We start from the raw sequence: 15006 nt of genomic DNA on the forward strand, positions 1-15006 counted from the left end.
ATGCCGGCTCGCCGGCCGGCCTCAGGCCTCCTTCTGCACCGCCACCCGCCCGTCATAGTAGCCGCAGTTGGGGCACACCCGGTGCGGCCGCTTCGGCTGATGGCACTGCGGGCACTCGACCACCGCCGGCGCCGACAGCTTCCAGTGGGTCCGCCGCTTGTCCCGGCGGGCCTTGGACGTCTTATGCTTCGGAACCGCCATGGTCCCCTTCCTCCCCCTTGCCGTGCTCGCGCAACCACTGGTCCAGGGCCGCCAGCCGGGGATCCAGCGCCTCCTCCCGGCAGTCGCAGGGCCCTTCGTTCAGGTTCTTGCCGCAGCGGGGACACAGGCCCTGGCAGCCCAGCCGGCAAAGTTGCTTGGCGGGCACCGCCAGGATCAGGTTCTGCCGGATGCCCTCCCGCAGGTCGACGTGGTGGTCGTCGTAATAGGCGACCCGCGTCTCCCCCGCGTCGTCGGGCTCCTCCTCCGCGCCGGCGCCGGCCGGCCGCGGGCGGAATTCCTCCTCGTACCTCGTGTGCAGCTCCGTCTCGAAGGCCTCCAGGCACCGGTCGCAGGTGAGCCGCGCCCGGGCGGCCAGGTCCGCTTCCAGCCAGATGCGGCCCTCGCCGGTGTGGGTGAGCCGGTATTTCAGCCGGACCGGGCCCTCGGCGGCGATGTCCCCACCCGGCACGGGGATGGGATCGATGGGCGCCACCACCGTGCCCGAGGACTGCAACCCGCGCTGGCGGGTCAGCGGCTCGATGTCGATGACCAGCGGATCGGCCATGTTCGCACGTCCCTCGCTACGCAACGGGATCATTATAGAAAGGCTCGCCAGGGGTGTCAAAAGCCCCGGCGGACGAACCGGCCGGGCGGCCCGGCGGTTGGCCCACGACCGGCCGGGCGGCCCGCCGGTGGCCCAGGACCGGCCCGCTGCCACGCCCGGCGGCCGCGTCCCCGGCTCATGGGCAGGGAGCGCCCCGGCCGCCGTGCGCGCACAGCCACCGAACGGCCTCCGCCAGGCTCGTCACCCGCACGACCATGGGTCCCGCGCCGCCCGCGCCGCCGCCGGGCGCAGCCGCGGGGACGAAGAGGACGTCCAGGCCCTCCTCGGCGGCCGCCAGGCGCTTCAGCTCGACACCCTCCACGGGTCCCACCGCCCCTTGTGGGGTTAGGGTCCCCGTGGCCGCGACCCTCAGGCCGCCCGCCAGGTCTCCGGGGGCCAGGGCGTCCACCGCGGCCAGGCCCAGCGCCAGGCCTCCGGAGGGGCCGGCCACGTCGGACGGCAGCACGAAGTCGACGGACGGGGCGGGCCGGATCTCGAGGAGCTTGGCGGCGGCCTGACCGGCGGCCGCCTTGCTGGCCGCCAGGGCCGCCCGCTGGGCGGCCACCACCTGGTCCAGGGTCTCCCCGCCCAGGGCGGCCCTGGCTACCAGCGCCCGCCGGGGATCCCGCCAGGCCAACCAGGCGTCGCCCAGCCGGGCCGGCCGCGCGGCCACGGTGACCAGCCAAAAAGACGTCTCCACCAGATGGGCCCCGCCGGCCGGTCTGGTTACCCGCACCGGCACGGGAAGGGCCACGCCCGGCTCCATCAGCAGCCAGGGTACGGGGAGGCGCGCAGCCCCGAGCCCCAGGGCGGCGGCGAGGGTCAGGGCCAGGAGGAAGGACGCCGGGCCCCGCCACGCCACCGGCCAGGGTCTGGCGACCCCGCGGCCACGGCGGCCGGTGACGGTGGCGGTGCCCCGGCCCCGATCCCGCGGGCCCGCGGCGCCCGCCGGCGATCCTCCTTCCCTACCCCCGTACGCCGCCATCGGGGCCTGCCACCTCCCCGGCCAACGACCCGCATCCGGTGCGGTGCCGTTCCCCCTGGGCCGCCGGTATACGGGGTCCGGGCCGTCCATATACATGCTGGTGCGCCCCACCACCGGGCATGCGAGGGCCGCCCGCCGGGCCGGTGTTCCGGCCCGCCCGGCCGGGCGGCACGCGACCGGCCGGCATCGGGCCGGGCCGCGCCGGGATGGCGGCCCGCCGGGCGGTCGCCGGGACGATGACCCGCCGGCGCCGGCTGCCCACCCATGGAGACCGGCCCGGAGCGGCGGGACCCGGCCGGTCCGCATCCGGTGTCCCGGATGGGGCCGGTTCGCTACGGGGGAGTGCCCGTGCGCGAGTCACCCCTCACCCATCTTCTGGTGACGGCCGTCGTCGGCCTGGTGGTCGCCATGGTCGTCTACCCCGAGACGGCCTTCTCCGCCGCCGTCGCCGGCCTCAAGGTCTGGTGGGACGTGGTCTTTCCCGCCCTGCTCCCCTTCTTCATCGGGGCCCAGATCCTGATGGCCCTGGGCGTGGTCCACTTCATGGGCGTGCTGATGGAGCCCCTGATGCGCCCGCTGTTCAACGTCCCCGGCGCCGGCGCCTTCGTCGTGGCCGTCGGCCTGGCCAGCGGCTATCCCCTGGGCGCGGTCATCACCACGCGGATGCGCAAGCAGGGGCTGCTCAGCAAGACCGAGGCCGAGCGCCTCATGAGCTTCAGCAACACCGCCGACCCGCTGTTCATGGCCGGCGCCGTGGCCGTGGGCATGTTCGGCACCGCCGCCGTGGGCGGGCCGATCATGGCGGGCCACTACCTGGGCGCCCTGGCGACCGGGCTGGTCCTGCGCTTCTGGCGCAGCGGCGCCGACCGCAGCGAAGCCCTGGGCGAGCAAGACGGCTGGCTACTGGCCCGGGCCTGGCGGGCCATGGTCGACGCCCGGCGCCAGGACGGCCGCCCCTTCGGCCAGGTCCTGGGCGATGCGGTGCGCGACTCCATCAACACCCTGCTGCTGGTCGGCGGGCTGATCATCCTGATGTCGGTGGTCATCCAGGTGCTCGACCGGGCGGGCATCCTGGCGGCCGTCGGCGGCCTGTTCCTCCTGGTCCTGCACCCGCTGGGCCTGGACCCGTCCCTGACCCGGTCCCTGATCAGCGGCCTCTTCGAGCTCACCCTGGGCACCCAGGCGGCGGCCCAGGCGCCGGCCCCGCTGTTCGACCGCCTGGTGATCGCCGGCGCCGTCATCGCCTGGAGCGGGCTCTCGGTGCACGCCCAGGTGGCAGCGATCATCCAGGGCACCGACCTGAGCATCGGGCCCTACATCGCGGCCCGGGTGTTCCATGCGGTGGCCGCCGGCGCCTTCACCGCCCTCTGGCTGGCCTGGTTCCCCGTGGCCGCGCCGACCTTCCTGCCGGCCCTGGCCTGGGCCGCCACGGGGCCGGGGGCCTGGCTGGCGCGGCTCCTTTCGGGCACCGTGCACTTCGTCGTGGCGGTGGGCGGGCTGGCGGCCCTAGCGGCGGTCACCCAGCTGTTGCGGGCCCGCCCCGCGTCGAGCGCCCGGTAGGTTCAGTCCGGTCGGGACGAACCGGCCGTTCCGGTCCCGGCCCGGGCGCCGGCGCCGGCGTCCCGGTGGGCCGCTCCGGTCCCGGCCCGGCCACCCCGCTTCAATCGGCGTCCTCCGCCTCCCACGGTTCCGAGCCGGGCCCGCCGGGGCCCGGCTCGTCGTCCTGGGCGGAGGCCGCCTCCCGGGCGGCCGCTGCGGCCTGGCCCGGCGCGGCGCCCGCCGCCCGGAGGATGGCCTGCAGCTCCTGCCGCCCCTCGCTGACGGTCGCCAGGGCCTTGCGCAGGATGCCCTCCAGCCGGTCCAGCACGTCGGCGGCGTAGGCGTTGGCCGAGGCCCGGACCTCCCGGGAGCGGGCCTCGGCCTGGGCCAGCAGCCGCCGGGCCTGTTCCTCCGCCTTGCGGGTGATCTCCGAATCGCGGGCCATGCGCTCCACGTAGCCGCTGGCCTGCTTGACCATCGCCTCCGCCTCGGCCCGGGCCTGCTCCAGCAGCCGGTCCCGGTCGGCCAGGAGCCGCCGGGCGCGGTCGATCTCCTCCGGCACCAGGCGGCGCAGGTGGTCGAGGAACGAGTAGACGTCGTCCTCGTCCAGGATCACCTTGCCCGTCAGGGGCACCCGGCTGGCGTGGTGGACGAACTGCTCGAAGTCCCGGATCAGCACGTACAGGTCGCGTTCCGGGGCGGGCTCGTGCTCGGCCACCGTCATCGCCTCCTCCGCTCGGCCGCCCGGGCCGCCAAGGCGGGGCGGACGGGCTCCGGCACCAGGCCGGCCGGGTCCACCCCGTAACGGGCCAGCTCCTTGACGATGCTGGAACTCAGGTAGGCGTTCTCGGGCCGGGTCATCATGAACAGGGTCTCCAGCTCCCCGGCCAGGTGCTTGTTGATCTGCGCCATCTGGAACTCGTACTCGAAGTCGGAGACGGCGCGCAGCCCCTTGACGATGACCCGCGCCCCCTTCTGGCGGGCGTACTCCACCAGGAGGCCGTCATAGGCGTCGACGGTGACGTTGGGCAGATGGGCCGTGGCCCGGCGCGCCAGTTCCACCCGTTCCTCCGGGGTGAACCAGGGCTGCTTGGACGAGTTGACGAAGACCGTCACCAGCACCTGGTCGAACAGCCGGCTGGCCCGCTCGATGATGTCCAGATGCCCGTTGGTGATCGGGTCGAAGCTCCCCGGACAAAGGGCGATGGTCATGGGACTCTCCTTTCCACCGCGGGCGCCAGGTAGAGGCTGAGGGCCGTGTCGCCGTACCGGCGGGGCGCCTGGCGCTCCAGCCCCGCGGCCTGCTCGGGCAGGGCCTCGCGGGGATCGTGTTCGACCACCAGCCAGCCGCCCGGGGCCAGGAGGCCCCTTTCGGCCACGGCGTCCACCACCCGGGCGGCGAGACCCTGGCGATAGGGCGGGTCGGCCAGGATCAGGTCGAACACCCGCGAACCGCCCGCAAGTTTCGCAACGGCGGCGAAGACATCCTGCCGCCACACGGCGGCCTCCTCGGTGCCCGCGCCCACGGTGCGCAGGTTCTCCCGCAAGACGGCCACCACCCGCGGGTCCGCCTCCACGCAGAGGACCGAACGGGCTCCCCGGCTCAGGGCCTCGATGGCCAGGCTGCCCGTGCCTGCAAACAGGTCGAGCACCCGGGCCCCTTCCACGGCCGGCCCCAGGATGTTGAACAAGGCCTGGCGCACCCGGTCCGTGGTGGGACGAACCTGCCGCCCCGCCGGCACCTTGAGCCGCCGGCCCCGCCACCGGCCTCCCGTCACCCGCACCGCCGGGCCTCCCTGAAATTACCACGGGCGGGCCCCCGTCGCCCACGCATAGGGGCCGCCCGGCTCCTCCATATTATCGACTGCAAGAGCTGCGGAGGCCAATCCGTCACGGATCCTCCCCAAGGCTCTTCCTCCGGTTTCTCCTCTCCCGGCAAGCGGCGGGGACGCGCCAGCGCCCCGCCGTTTGCTTTGTGCCGGGACCGGTGCGGGCGCCGCGGGACACCGGCTACGTTGCCACCCACACCATCGTGGAACGGGTCAGGGCCGGGGGCGGGCACCGCTGGGATCGCCCGCCCGCCCCCCAACCCTCCGACCTTCGTTTTCGTGTGCATGGTGGTGAATCGCCGGGGCCGCCCTTGTGTAGATGACGGTGCCTCAGCGCTGCCAGGCGCCGGTCGGCTGCAGCGCCCCGGGCGCCGCCGCCCCGGCGTAGCCGCCGGGGAAGCCCTGGGCGACCTGACGGGCCATGTCCGCGGGCGCGGAGGGTACCGCGTACCAGTTCCGCTGCTGGAGGTACTGGAAGAGCTCGAAGGCCATCTCGGCGTGATCGCGGGCCACATCCAGCAGGGTCCGGCGCACCTCGGGGTGGGCCGCTTCCAGGGCCATCCAGGTGGCCGTCAGGCACGCGTGCTTGTTCATCTCCAGGCAACCCACGGCCAGGGCCCGGTCGCTCACCCGCTGGCCCTGGGGCGCCGCCGGCCGGTAGGGTTCGAAGTTCCCGAACCCCTGGGTGTAGTTGCCGTTCCGCCAGGTGGCGTCGCCGTGGTAGTGGCCGGCGGGAGGCTGGCCGGCCCCCTGCCCCCGGGCCCGGTCCAGCATCCACTGCAGCTGGCCGTAGTGGCGCCGGTAGACCTGGCCGTGCCGCTGCAGGATCTGGCGCAGCTGGTCGTCCTGGCACATGGCCTGTTCGGCTTCGGCCTTTTCGATCATCGCCGCGTGGGCGTTCAGGAGCTCGGGCAGGTTGAGCAGTTCCTTCTGGCTCAGCATGGAACCATCCCTCCGTGGATGTGAACGTTGACCGTGATTCGAGCGGCGGTTAGGATGCGGGGCTCATCCCCTCCCGGGGCGGGAAGGAACTGCGCACCCGGCTCCACGGCCCCAAGGGGATGAGCGGGCTCCCACCCCCTTCCCCCCAACCGCCGGCCCGCTCCCGTTCGGCGCCAGCCGGCCGCGAACCGGCCGGCGCGGGCGGCGGGGACGAGGCGGCCACACCGTCCCGGCCCACCAGGGTGCCGAGGGCTCCGCCGGCGGGAACCGTCCCATCCCGCGCCGCACCCGCCGTCGCCCACGCGGCCCCGGCCGGTCGGGCCCGGCCTTCCCCAGCCGTCCCGGACGCTGCCATCCCCGCTCCGCCGGCGTCCGCCTGCGCCGGCACCCGCCGCCCGCCGGGTTGCTCTCCCGCGGCCCTCCGGGGCGCCGCGGCCGCGGACCGGCGCGCCGGTTCGTCCCCCACACCGGGCACCGGCTGCAGCAGGACGTCCTGCCGGAGGAAGACCACCACCAGGGCGAGGACGGCCACCACCGCTGCCGCGCTCCCCAGGTACATGGCCCCCCGGCCCAGGGGCAGGAGCAGGCCGAAGGCCGGCGGCCCCAGAGCGGCGCCGAAGAAGCGGACCGTGCCGTAGAGGGCGGTGACGCCGCCCCGCTCCGCCGATCCCACCGAACTGGTGATCAGGGTGTTGAGGGCCGGCAGGGCCAGGCCGTACCCCAGCCCCATGCCGCTGATGGCCACCACCATCGGCACCAGCTGGCGCGTCAGGAACAGGGCGGCGGTGCCGGCGGCCAGGATGGCCAGCCCCGTCACCACCACCGCCTTGAGGTACCGGGCCAGCCGCTCCTGGAGGACGATGCCGCTGAGGTAGGCGGTCACGGTGGCCACCGCCACCGGGATCGCCACCACCAGGCCCTTGACGAAGCCCCGGATGCCGAAGGGCCGTTCCAACAGGTCGGAGTAGACGCTGAGCAGGCCGAAGAGCATGAACAGGGCGGTGAAGCCGGCCAGGAAGGAGACGGCCAGCGACACGCCCTTGGCCTGGAAGATCCGGCCCATGCGGCGCAGGTACGGTCCCGGCGCCGGCGCCTCCGCCTCCCGCCGGGGTTCCGGCACCAGGAGCCACAGGCCCAGGGCCGACAGGGCGGCCAGGGCCGGGTAGGCGAAGAAGGGCACGTACCAGGCCACCATGGCGAGGGCCGATCCCAGGATCGGGCTGGCGATCTTGCCCAGGCCGTTGCTGGCCTCCATGATGCCCATGGCCCGGGTGCGGGCTCCGCCCTCGAACATGTCGCCGGCCGCCGCCAGGGCGACCTGGTACATCCCCCCCGCAGAAAGGCCCTGGAGGACGCGCCCGGCCAGGATCCACCCGTAGGGGTCCCGGGTGAACAGGGGCGCCAGGCCCGCCAGCAGCCCCCCCAGGCCGAAGCCCAGAAGGCCGGGGATCATCACCGGCTTGCGCCCCCAGCGGTCGGAGAGATAGCCGCCGATGGGGATGAACAGGCCCGCCGGCACCGAGAAGGCCGTGATGATCAGGCCGATCTGGAACAGGGTCCGGTCCATGGCCGCCCGCATCATCGGCAGCACGGGGATCAGCATCGAGTTGCTGAGGACCATGACGAAGGGGACGCTGCACAGGACCGCAAAGGGCAATCCCAGTCGCTTCCGCACCGGTCCACCTCCCTTCCCCCGGCACGTTCTCCCGGCGACGGCCCCGGCGCGCGGAGCCGCGTCCCCCATCGCCCCGCCCAGGAAGTCCCTGCGGGGTCCCGGAGGCGCTCCCTGCGGGGGCCTCCACGCCCGCGGCACGCCAACGGGCATAGTCTGCCCGGCCCCGTCAGCCGGCGGCCCGCCACCCTCTGGCACCCCGTCCAGAGGGGGACACCCGTGGCGCCCGCGACGCGCCGGGCGGCAAGACCAGGGCGTCCGGCCGGAAGCCCCGCGCGGCAGGCCGGGATCTCCCGGGCGCTGGACATTGGGGTGAACGGGGAACGAGCCGTCCCGAGCGCAGCAAAGCCGGTGCGGCAAAGCCGATGTCCCGGGGACGGGGAAGCCACGGGGGTTCGCGCCGCCCGGGCCCGGGGAAGCCGCGGTCTTGCAGGCCGTTGGAGCCGGTGGCGGGACGGTTGGCCTGGCCGGAAGGCCGCGGCGGGGCCCCGGCGAGGATAAGCGGGCGGCCGGGCGGGAGACCTTAAGGAGGCGGAAACGGAGGGATGTGCCGGTGACGGGACCGCGGGACGGAACCCGGGACGGAATGGGCGCGCGCGGCAACCTGGGCCGCCTCCCCGATGAGCATCGCCGCGGCGGGCGGCGGCCGGTCCGGCTCGGCGGCTGGGAGCCGCTGCGGCCCGGAGGCGGCCCGCCCCCCGTGGCGGCCAGGCCCGGCCCCGGCGCGGGCGATGCCGCCCCCCACCGGGCGGCCGATGCCGGGACCCGCGGCGCGGCGGCGCCGCCCGAGGACGGGCCTGCCGTGCCCATGGCGTCCGCCGCCGCTGCGGCGGGAGCCGCGGGCCTGGTGCGCACGGACCTGGCCCTGGAGGCCATCGGCACCAGCCAGCCCCTGCCCGGCGTCCAGGTCCAGGAGGAACGGGGCCAGGGGTACGTGGTCACCCGGGTGACCGTCACCAGCCCTGAGGCCGCCCGCCGCCTGGGCAAGCCCCCGGGCCGCTACGTCACCATCGAATCCCCGGGCTTCCGCAAGCGGGACCGGGAATTGCAGGAGCGGGTCGCCAACGTCCTGGCGCGGGAGCTGGCGGCCATGCTGCCCGACCGGCCCGACGCCTCGTTCTTCGTCGTCGGGCTGGGCAACTGGAACGCCACGCCCGACTCCCTGGGGCCCGAGGTGGTCCACCGGCTGCTGGTCACCCGCCATCTCCAGGACTACGTGCCCGAGGACCTGAAGGGGGGCCTGCGCTCGGTGGCGGCCCTGGCGCCCGGCGTCCTGGGCCTGACGGGCATCGAGACCGGGGACGTGATCCGGGGGATCGTCCAGCAGATCCGGCCGGACATGGTGATCGCCGTCGATGCCCTGGCCGCCCGCAACATCGAGCGGATCATGACCACCATCCAGATCGCCGACACCGGCATCTACCCGGGATCGGGCGTCGGCAACCACCGGGCGGCCGTGACCCGGGAAACCCTGGGCATCCCCGTGATCGCCATCGGGGTCCCCACGGTGGTCCATGCCCATACCATCGCCTACGACACCCTGGACGCCTTGACCCGCTCGCTCCAGTCCCAGTCGACCCTCTTCCGCACCCTGGGCCAGATGCCCGAGCCCGACAAGCGGCGCCTGATCGAAGAGGTCCTGGGGCCGGCGGTGGGGGACTTGATGGTGACCCCCAAGGAGATCGACGTCTTCGTGGAAGAGATGGCCACCGTGGTGGCCAGCGGCCTCAACGCCGCCCTCCACCCGCGGCTCGATGAGATCGACCTCTCCCCCGTCTTCGCCTGATCCGCCGGGCGCCGGGCCCCGGCTGCCCGCGCCCCCTCTCCCGGACGAACCGGCCCCCCCGGGGGCCCCTCCCGGGGGACCGGCAGGTCAACGCTGCCGCCCAGCCGGGCGACCGGGACCCGGGTACGCCAGGTCCCCCGCGGGCCGGATCGGAGCGCCATCCGGCCCCGGCGGTGGTCAGCAGGTGCGGCCCCGCACCCACCGGGGGACCCGACCTGGAGGAACCGTGGCCCGAGGTGCCCGCCCCCCGGGGCGCCAGCTGCGCCCAGTTCGGCCTGGAGGGCCACGGGCGGCTGGTCTGGGGCGAGGGCGATCCTGGCGCCCGCCTCTGGCTCGTCCTCGACAACCCGGGGGCCCGGGAGGACCCGGCGGGCCGTCCCTGGGTTTGCGGGACCCGCCGCACGCTGCGCCAGGCCCTCTGGGCCGCCGGCCTGGGGGACCGGCTCCCCTTCCTGACCTTCCTCGTCAAGTGCCGGCCCCGGCGGGCCTACGACCGGCAGCGGGCTCAGCGCGCCGGGATCGGCCACCTGGCCCGCCAGGTGGCCGACGGCCAGCCCCTCCTGCTGGTGCTCTTGGGCGACGTGGTGGTCCGGGCTGTGCTGGGCGATCCCCACGCCGCCGTCCGCCCCCTGCGCGGGCAGAGGCTGCGGGCCCTCGGCACCCCCGCCCTGGTCAGCTACCATCCGCTGGCTGCCCGCCGCCGGCCGGCCCTGTTCCCCCGGCTGGTGGAGGATCTGGCCGCCGCCCGCCGGTGGCTGGCCGAGCTGGAGTCCCGGTAGGTCGTCGCCCCTGCCACCGGACCGGCGTCCCGGGAAGGGCCCGCGGACGGACGGCCCGCCCTGCAGCGCCGGTGCGACGGCCGGCCGGAGCCGGCACCCGCCGCCCGCCGCCGGCCGCGCCGGGTCAGCCCTGCAGGAAGCCGCGCCGGCCCCGCCGGATCGGCCCGGCAGGAAGAGGGGCGCGGCGGGGCGAACCAGGGCGGATGTTTGCCGGAGGTGGCCACCTTGCCCGTCGCCGTCTACGTCGTCGCCGTCGTCGCCTGGCTCTACTTCGTCTCCCTGGACATGCTGGCCACCGGGCTGCCCCTGGCCCTGGCCGCCGCCGGTGCGGGCGGCGGGTGGATTGGCTTCCTGGCGGGCTGGATGGGCCTCGCGGCCATGATCCAGCGCCCCCTGCTGGCCGCATGGGGCGACCGCCGGGGCCACGGCCCGCTGCTGCTGCTGAGCCTGGCGGCCAACCTGGCCGGCGCCCTGCTCTTCGCCGCGGCACCGCATCCCCTGACCCAGCTCGTGGCCCGCACCCTGCAAGGCACGTCCCTGGCCGGCCTGGTGGTGTCGAGCCAGGCCCTGATGGCCGCCCTGGCCCCGCCCGCCCGGCGGGGGCGCGCCCTGGCCCTGCAAGGGCTGGCCGACACCGGCGGCGTCCTGGCCGGGACCAACCTGGGCGAGTGGGCCTGGAATCACCTGGGACGAACCGGCCTGTTCGGCGGCACGGCGGCCGTGGTCGGCCTGGCCCTTCTGGTGGCGGTGGCGGCCCGGCCCTGGCCCCGCCTGCCGGCGGGGGAGCGGGGCCCCCGGCGCCGGATCGCCCGTGCGGCGGACGCGGCCCTGGAAGACCCGGCGCCGCCCAACGACGCCGGCCGGCCCCAACCGGCCGAGCCACCGCCCCTGGGCGGAAGGGAGGCGGGCCGCTGGCCGCTTCCCGTGCCCTTTTTGATCCTGGGGACGTTGACGGGGATGATCTTCGGTGCCGCCCTCAACCTGACCGTCCTCCACGCCCAGGCGGCGGGCTTTCGCGCCGGCGGGTGGCTGGCCGTCTTCGCCCTGGTGGCCATGGCCGCCCGGTACGCCACAGGCGCGATCATCGACCGGGACGGCCACCGGCCCGCCGCGGGCGGCGCCGGGGGCGGGGCCGCGGCATCGGCCGGGGGCGGCGCCACGACAACGGCCACCGGCCCGGGCGGCCGCATCCGGGGCCTCTTGGGTTCCAGCTTCGGCCTGATGGCCGCCGGCGAGACCCTGCTGGCCCTGGCCTCCTCCCCGGGCGTAGCCTACGGCGCCGCCGTCGTCCTGGCCGCCGGGTACGGGATCGCCCACACGGCCCTGGTCGCCGCCGCCGTGGGCGGGGCTCCCGCCTCCCGGCGGGGCGTGGTCGCCGCCTGGCTGGCCAACACCATCGATCTCGGGGTGGGCGCCGGGCTGGCCGTGCTGGGGTGGGTCCTGGAACTCTGGGGTTTTGGGGGGATGTACGGGGTGCTGGCGGTTGCCGGCCTAGTCGGGCTCGGCCTGGGCCTGGGCACCGGGCGGGCTACCGTGCGGCGCCGGGCGACTTGACCGGGCACCCTGCACGCCGGCCATGGCCCGCCCCCGTGCCTGCGGCCGCGGAGCGCCCCCCGCTCCCGCCGGACGGCGTCCGCCGGCCCGGCACCTGCCGCCCGGGCCACCGTCCTTGCTCCCTGACAGCGCCCGGTTCGGCCGCTCAGGCTCGCCGAGCCGGGCTGCGGGCCGGGCCGGCGCCATGCGCCGGGGCGGCCGGGCGCCGTCTCACCGTGGGGCGCCGGACGCCGGCTCGCCGTGGGGCGCCGGGTACCTGTCCCGGCCGCCCGGGCGGCAGCGCCGGCTCCTTTTCCCTTCAGCTCCAGAGGGCCTGGGCCTCGGCCAGGAAGGACCCGTAGCGGGCGACCACCTCCTGCCGCAGGGCGCGGTGGGCCGGTTCGTCCAGGGAGGGATCGGCCTCCAGCAGCCGGCGGGCGGCCTCCCGGGCCTGGCGCAGCAGCTCCCCGTCGCGGACGGGATCGGCGATGCGCAAGGAGGGCAGGCCGTGCTGGCGGGTGCCGAAGAAGTCCCCCGGCCCCCGCAGCTCCAGGTCGAACTCCGCGATGTCGAACCCGCTCTGGCTGCGGCACAGGGCTTCCAGCCGCAGCCGCCCCTCGGCGGAGGACGGATCGGCGACCAGGATGCAGAGGGACTCCCGGGTGCCCCGACCCACCCGGCCGCGCAACTGGTGGAGCTGGGCCAGGCCGAAGCGGTCGGCGCCCTCGATGATCATCACCGTGGCGTTGGGGACGTCGACCCCCACCTCGATCACCGTGGTGGCCACCAGCACGTCCAGGGCCCGCCGCTCGAAGGCCCGCATCACCCGCTCCTTCTCCGCGCCCGGCATGCGGCCGTGGAGGACGCCGATGCGCAGGCGAGGGTAGCGACGGGCCACGTACTCAGCCCAGGTGGTCACCGCCTTCGCCTCCGCCTCGCCGCCGCCCGGCCCCTTGGTTGCGCCGCCCGGTCCCTCGGTCCCGCCGGCCGGGTCCTCCACCAGCGGGCAGACCACGTACCCTTGTTCTCCGGCCGCCACCCGGGCGGCCAGGAGGTCGTAGGCCCGCCGGCGCTGGCGGGCGCGCAGCCACACCGTCCGCACCGGCTGGCGGCCCGGCGGCAGCTGGTCGATGACCGACACGTCCAGGTCGCCGTACAGGGTCAGGGCCAGGGTCCGGGGGATGGGCGTGGCGGTCATGACCAGCAGGTCCGGCACCCGCCCCTTGCCCTGCAGCAGGGCCCGCTGGCGCACGCCAAAGCGGTGCTGCTCGTCGATGATCACCAGGCTCAGGTCGCGAAACGCCACGCCCTCCTGGATCAGGGCGTGGGTGCCCACCACCACCGGCCACTGGCCCGTCGCCAGCCCCTTGAGGACCCGCTCCCGGTCGGCGGCGGGCTGGCTGCCCACCAGCAGGACCACCGGGATCCCCGCCGGGGCCAGCAGCTGCTGGAGCCGCCGGGCGTGCTGCTCGGCCAGGATCTCCGTGGGCGCCATCAGCGCCGCCTGGGCGCCGCTTTCCACCGCCTTGACCATGGCCCAGGCGGCCACCACCGTCTTGCCCGAGCCCACGTCGCCCTGGACCAGCCGGCGCATGGGCCGGGGCGCTTCCATGTCGGCCCGGATCTCGTCCAGGACCCGGCGCTGGGCAGCGGTGAGCTCAAACGGCAGTCCGGCCAGGAAGCGGGCCACCCGGGGGCCGTCGGGCCGGTGGGCCCGGCCGGGCTCCTGCGCCTGCTGGCTGCGCACCCGGGCCAGGGCCACCTGCATGACGAACCACTCCTCGAAGGCCAGCCGGCGGCGGGCCGCCTGCCAGGCGGCGGCGTCGGCGGGGAAGTGGATGTCCCGCAAGGCCTGGCCCCGCTCCACCAGGTCCAGTTGCCGGCGCAGCCCGTCGGGGAGGATCTCGGGCACCTGGCCCGCCAGGGCGCCGACCACCTGCCAGGTCAGCTGGCGCAGCCAGCGCTGGTTCAACCCCTCGGTGGCCGGGTAGACGGGAACGATGCGGGCCGTGTGGACGGGCTCGTCGTCGCCGTCGTCCAGCACCTCCACCTCGGGATGGTCCATCTGCCAGCCGCGGTACCCCGGGTCGACCCGGCCGCTGAGCCGCACCGCCCGTCCCGGCGGGAGCTGCTGGACCCGGAAGGGCTGGTTGAAGAACACGGCGTCCAGGCGCCCGGTGCCGTCGCTCACGGTCACCCGCACCACCGGCCGGTGGGTACGGGTGGGCACCCGCTCGGACGCCACCACCACCCCCTGCACCGTGGCCACCTCGCCGGGTACCAGCCGGGCGATGGGTTTCCAGGTGGAGCGGTCTTCGTAACGGCGCGGCAGGTGCCACAGGAGGTCGCCGGCGGTATGGAGCCCCAGGCGGGCCAGCCGCTGGGCCTGCCGGCGGCCCACCCCCGGCAGCCGGCTGAGGGGCGTATCCGGGGTCAGAGGAACCGTCACCCCGCTGCGGCGGCGCACCGGAGCCGGGGCGGGCGGCAGGGCCGGCGCTGGGGCCTGGGCTGGGGCTGACGGCGAAGGCGCGGGCCCGGCCCGCGATACGCCCTGCGGCACCGCCGGCGGGGAAGCCCCAGGCCCGTCCCTGGATGCGCCCCCCTGGGGTGCAGCCGTTGATGCGGCCCCCGGTGATGGGGCGGGCGTGGCGGGCGATGCGCCGCCCGGCACACCCGGCGGCGCCCCGGGGAGGCGGGCTGGCGTTCCCGGGCCCGGTGCGCGCGGCGACGCTGGAGGCGGGCCACCCGGCGCCCCCGGGAACGCCGGGGACGGGCCACCCGGCGCCCCCGGGGACGCCCGGCGGCTGGCCGGTGCCGCCGGGGCTGCGCCGAGGAGTTCCAGGGCCCGGCGCACCCGCTCGGCCCGCTGGGCCGGCGACAGCCGCTCGAAGTCCCGGAACAGCCGGTACGCCTCCCGCAAAGGTTCCCGCCCGTCGGGGGGGAGGGCGTGCGCCACCGCCTCCAGGGCCCGGCGGACGGCGGCGGCGGCCTCACCGGCCGGCAAGAGGGGCGGCAGGTCGCCGGCCCTCTGCAGCGCCGCCAGCAGCTCGGCCCAGGCCGAGCCGGCCTCGCGGCCGGCCGGCGGTGCCCCCGTCCCGTCCCAACCTTCGGGTTCGGCCATGCCCCTGCGACCTGC

The 15006-nt window shown here is 75.9% G+C and carries 13 protein-coding genes; 4 read left to right on the plus strand and 9 right to left on the minus strand.

Translation table 11 applies throughout. The features are described 5' to 3' along the window. Positions 1-21 precede the first annotated feature (21 nt). The 3 genes from rpmF to ACYQ02_RS02685 form a co-directional block, all read right to left on the minus strand. Positions 22-201: a 50S ribosomal protein L32 gene (gene rpmF / locus ACYQ02_RS02675; protein ID WP_460038890.1), complete on the minus strand. Its 180-nt coding sequence runs from the start codon at positions 199-201 to the stop codon at positions 22-24. Beyond that, positions 182-766 (minus strand): YceD family protein, encoded by a 585-nt coding sequence (locus ACYQ02_RS02680; protein WP_460038891.1) that lies wholly within the window; start codon positions 764-766, stop codon positions 182-184. The genes rpmF and ACYQ02_RS02680 overlap by 20 nt, the downstream gene beginning before the upstream one ends. A 175-nt stretch (positions 767-941) precedes the next feature. Then, positions 942-1790: a S16 family serine protease gene (locus ACYQ02_RS02685; RefSeq protein ID WP_460038892.1), complete on the minus strand. Its 849-nt coding sequence runs from the start codon at positions 1788-1790 to the stop codon at positions 942-944. 348 nt (positions 1791-2138) lie between these two features. Between ACYQ02_RS02685 and ylbJ the strand changes: the two genes are divergently transcribed. After that, entirely contained in the window at positions 2139-3350 is a 1212-nt protein-coding gene (ylbJ, locus tag ACYQ02_RS02690) for a sporulation integral membrane protein YlbJ (RefSeq protein ID WP_460038893.1), read from the plus strand. 100 nt (positions 3351-3450) lie between these two features. On the opposite strand, the gene ACYQ02_RS02695 is transcribed toward ylbJ, so the two are convergent. The 5 genes from ACYQ02_RS02695 to ACYQ02_RS02715 all read right to left on the minus strand — a co-directional run bounded on the left by ACYQ02_RS02695 (position 3451) and on the right by ACYQ02_RS02715 (position 7775). Next, entirely contained in the window at positions 3451-4053 is a 603-nt protein-coding gene (locus ACYQ02_RS02695; protein ID WP_460038894.1) for an ATP synthase subunit B family protein, read from the minus strand. Further along, complete coding sequence (coaD, locus tag ACYQ02_RS02700) at positions 4050-4541, minus strand: pantetheine-phosphate adenylyltransferase (protein ID WP_460038895.1); 492 nt, start codon at positions 4539-4541, stop codon at positions 4050-4052. The genes ACYQ02_RS02695 and coaD overlap by 4 nt, the downstream gene beginning before the upstream one ends. Then, positions 4538-5113, minus strand: a complete 576-nt coding sequence (gene rsmD / locus ACYQ02_RS02705; protein ID WP_460038896.1) for a 16S rRNA (guanine(966)-N(2))-methyltransferase RsmD — start codon at positions 5111-5113, stop codon at positions 4538-4540. Before rsmD ends, coaD begins: the two co-directional genes overlap by 4 nt. Positions 5114-5488: 375 nt before the next feature. Continuing rightward, positions 5489-6100 (minus strand): spore coat protein, encoded by a 612-nt coding sequence (locus tag ACYQ02_RS02710; RefSeq protein WP_460038897.1) that lies wholly within the window; start codon positions 6098-6100, stop codon positions 5489-5491. 49 nt (positions 6101-6149) lie between these two features. Continuing rightward, positions 6150-7775 carry an MFS transporter gene (locus ACYQ02_RS02715; RefSeq protein ID WP_460038898.1) on the minus strand — a complete coding sequence of 542 codons (1626 nt, stop codon included), beginning with the start codon at positions 7773-7775 and terminating at the stop codon, positions 6150-6152. Positions 7776-8325: 550 nt separating this feature from the next. Here ACYQ02_RS02715 and gpr point away from each other — a divergent pair. The 3 genes from gpr to ACYQ02_RS02730 all read left to right on the plus strand — a co-directional run bounded on the left by gpr (position 8326) and on the right by ACYQ02_RS02730 (position 11891). Beyond that, positions 8326-9558 carry a GPR endopeptidase gene (gene gpr / locus ACYQ02_RS02720; protein WP_460038899.1) on the plus strand — a complete coding sequence of 411 codons (1233 nt, stop codon included), beginning with the start codon at positions 8326-8328 and terminating at the stop codon, positions 9556-9558. Between the two features lie 236 nt (positions 9559-9794). Further along, a complete protein-coding gene (locus tag ACYQ02_RS02725; RefSeq protein WP_460038900.1) occupies positions 9795-10337 on the plus strand; it encodes a uracil-DNA glycosylase family protein in 543 nt (180 codons plus the stop codon). Between the two features lie 216 nt (positions 10338-10553). Continuing rightward, entirely contained in the window at positions 10554-11891 is a 1338-nt protein-coding gene (locus ACYQ02_RS02730; protein WP_460038901.1) for an MFS transporter, read from the plus strand. Between the two features lie 298 nt (positions 11892-12189). Here ACYQ02_RS02730 and recG read toward each other — a convergent pair whose 3' ends face one another. Beyond that, positions 12190-14991, minus strand: a complete 2802-nt coding sequence (gene recG / locus ACYQ02_RS02735; RefSeq protein ID WP_460038902.1) for an ATP-dependent DNA helicase RecG — start codon at positions 14989-14991, stop codon at positions 12190-12192. Between the last annotated feature and the right edge of the window lie 15 nt (positions 14992-15006).

The sequence above is a fragment of the Thermaerobacter litoralis genome, assembly GCF_054654595.1.

Excerpts from the sequence above, each read along its gene's own strand:
- rpmF (WP_460038890.1), bottom strand. The coding sequence starts at position 201 with ATGGCGGTTCCGAAGCATAAGACGTCCAAGGCCCGCCGGGACAAGCGG.
- ACYQ02_RS02680 (WP_460038891.1), bottom strand. The coding sequence starts at position 766 with ATGGCCGATCCGCTGGTCATCGACATCGAGCCGCTGACCCGCCAGCGC.
- ACYQ02_RS02685 (WP_460038892.1), bottom strand. The coding sequence starts at position 1,790 with ATGGCGGCGTACGGGGGTAGGGAAGGAGGATCGCCGGCGGGCGCCGCG.
- ACYQ02_RS02695 (WP_460038894.1), bottom strand. The coding sequence starts at position 4,053 with ATGACGGTGGCCGAGCACGAGCCCGCCCCGGAACGCGACCTGTACGTG.
- coaD (WP_460038895.1), bottom strand. The coding sequence starts at position 4,541 with ATGACCATCGCCCTTTGTCCGGGGAGCTTCGACCCGATCACCAACGGG.
- ACYQ02_RS02710 (WP_460038897.1), bottom strand. The coding sequence starts at position 6,100 with ATGCTGAGCCAGAAGGAACTGCTCAACCTGCCCGAGCTCCTGAACGCC.
- recG (WP_460038902.1), bottom strand. The coding sequence starts at position 14,991 with ATGGCCGAACCCGAAGGTTGGGACGGGACGGGGGCACCGCCGGCCGGC.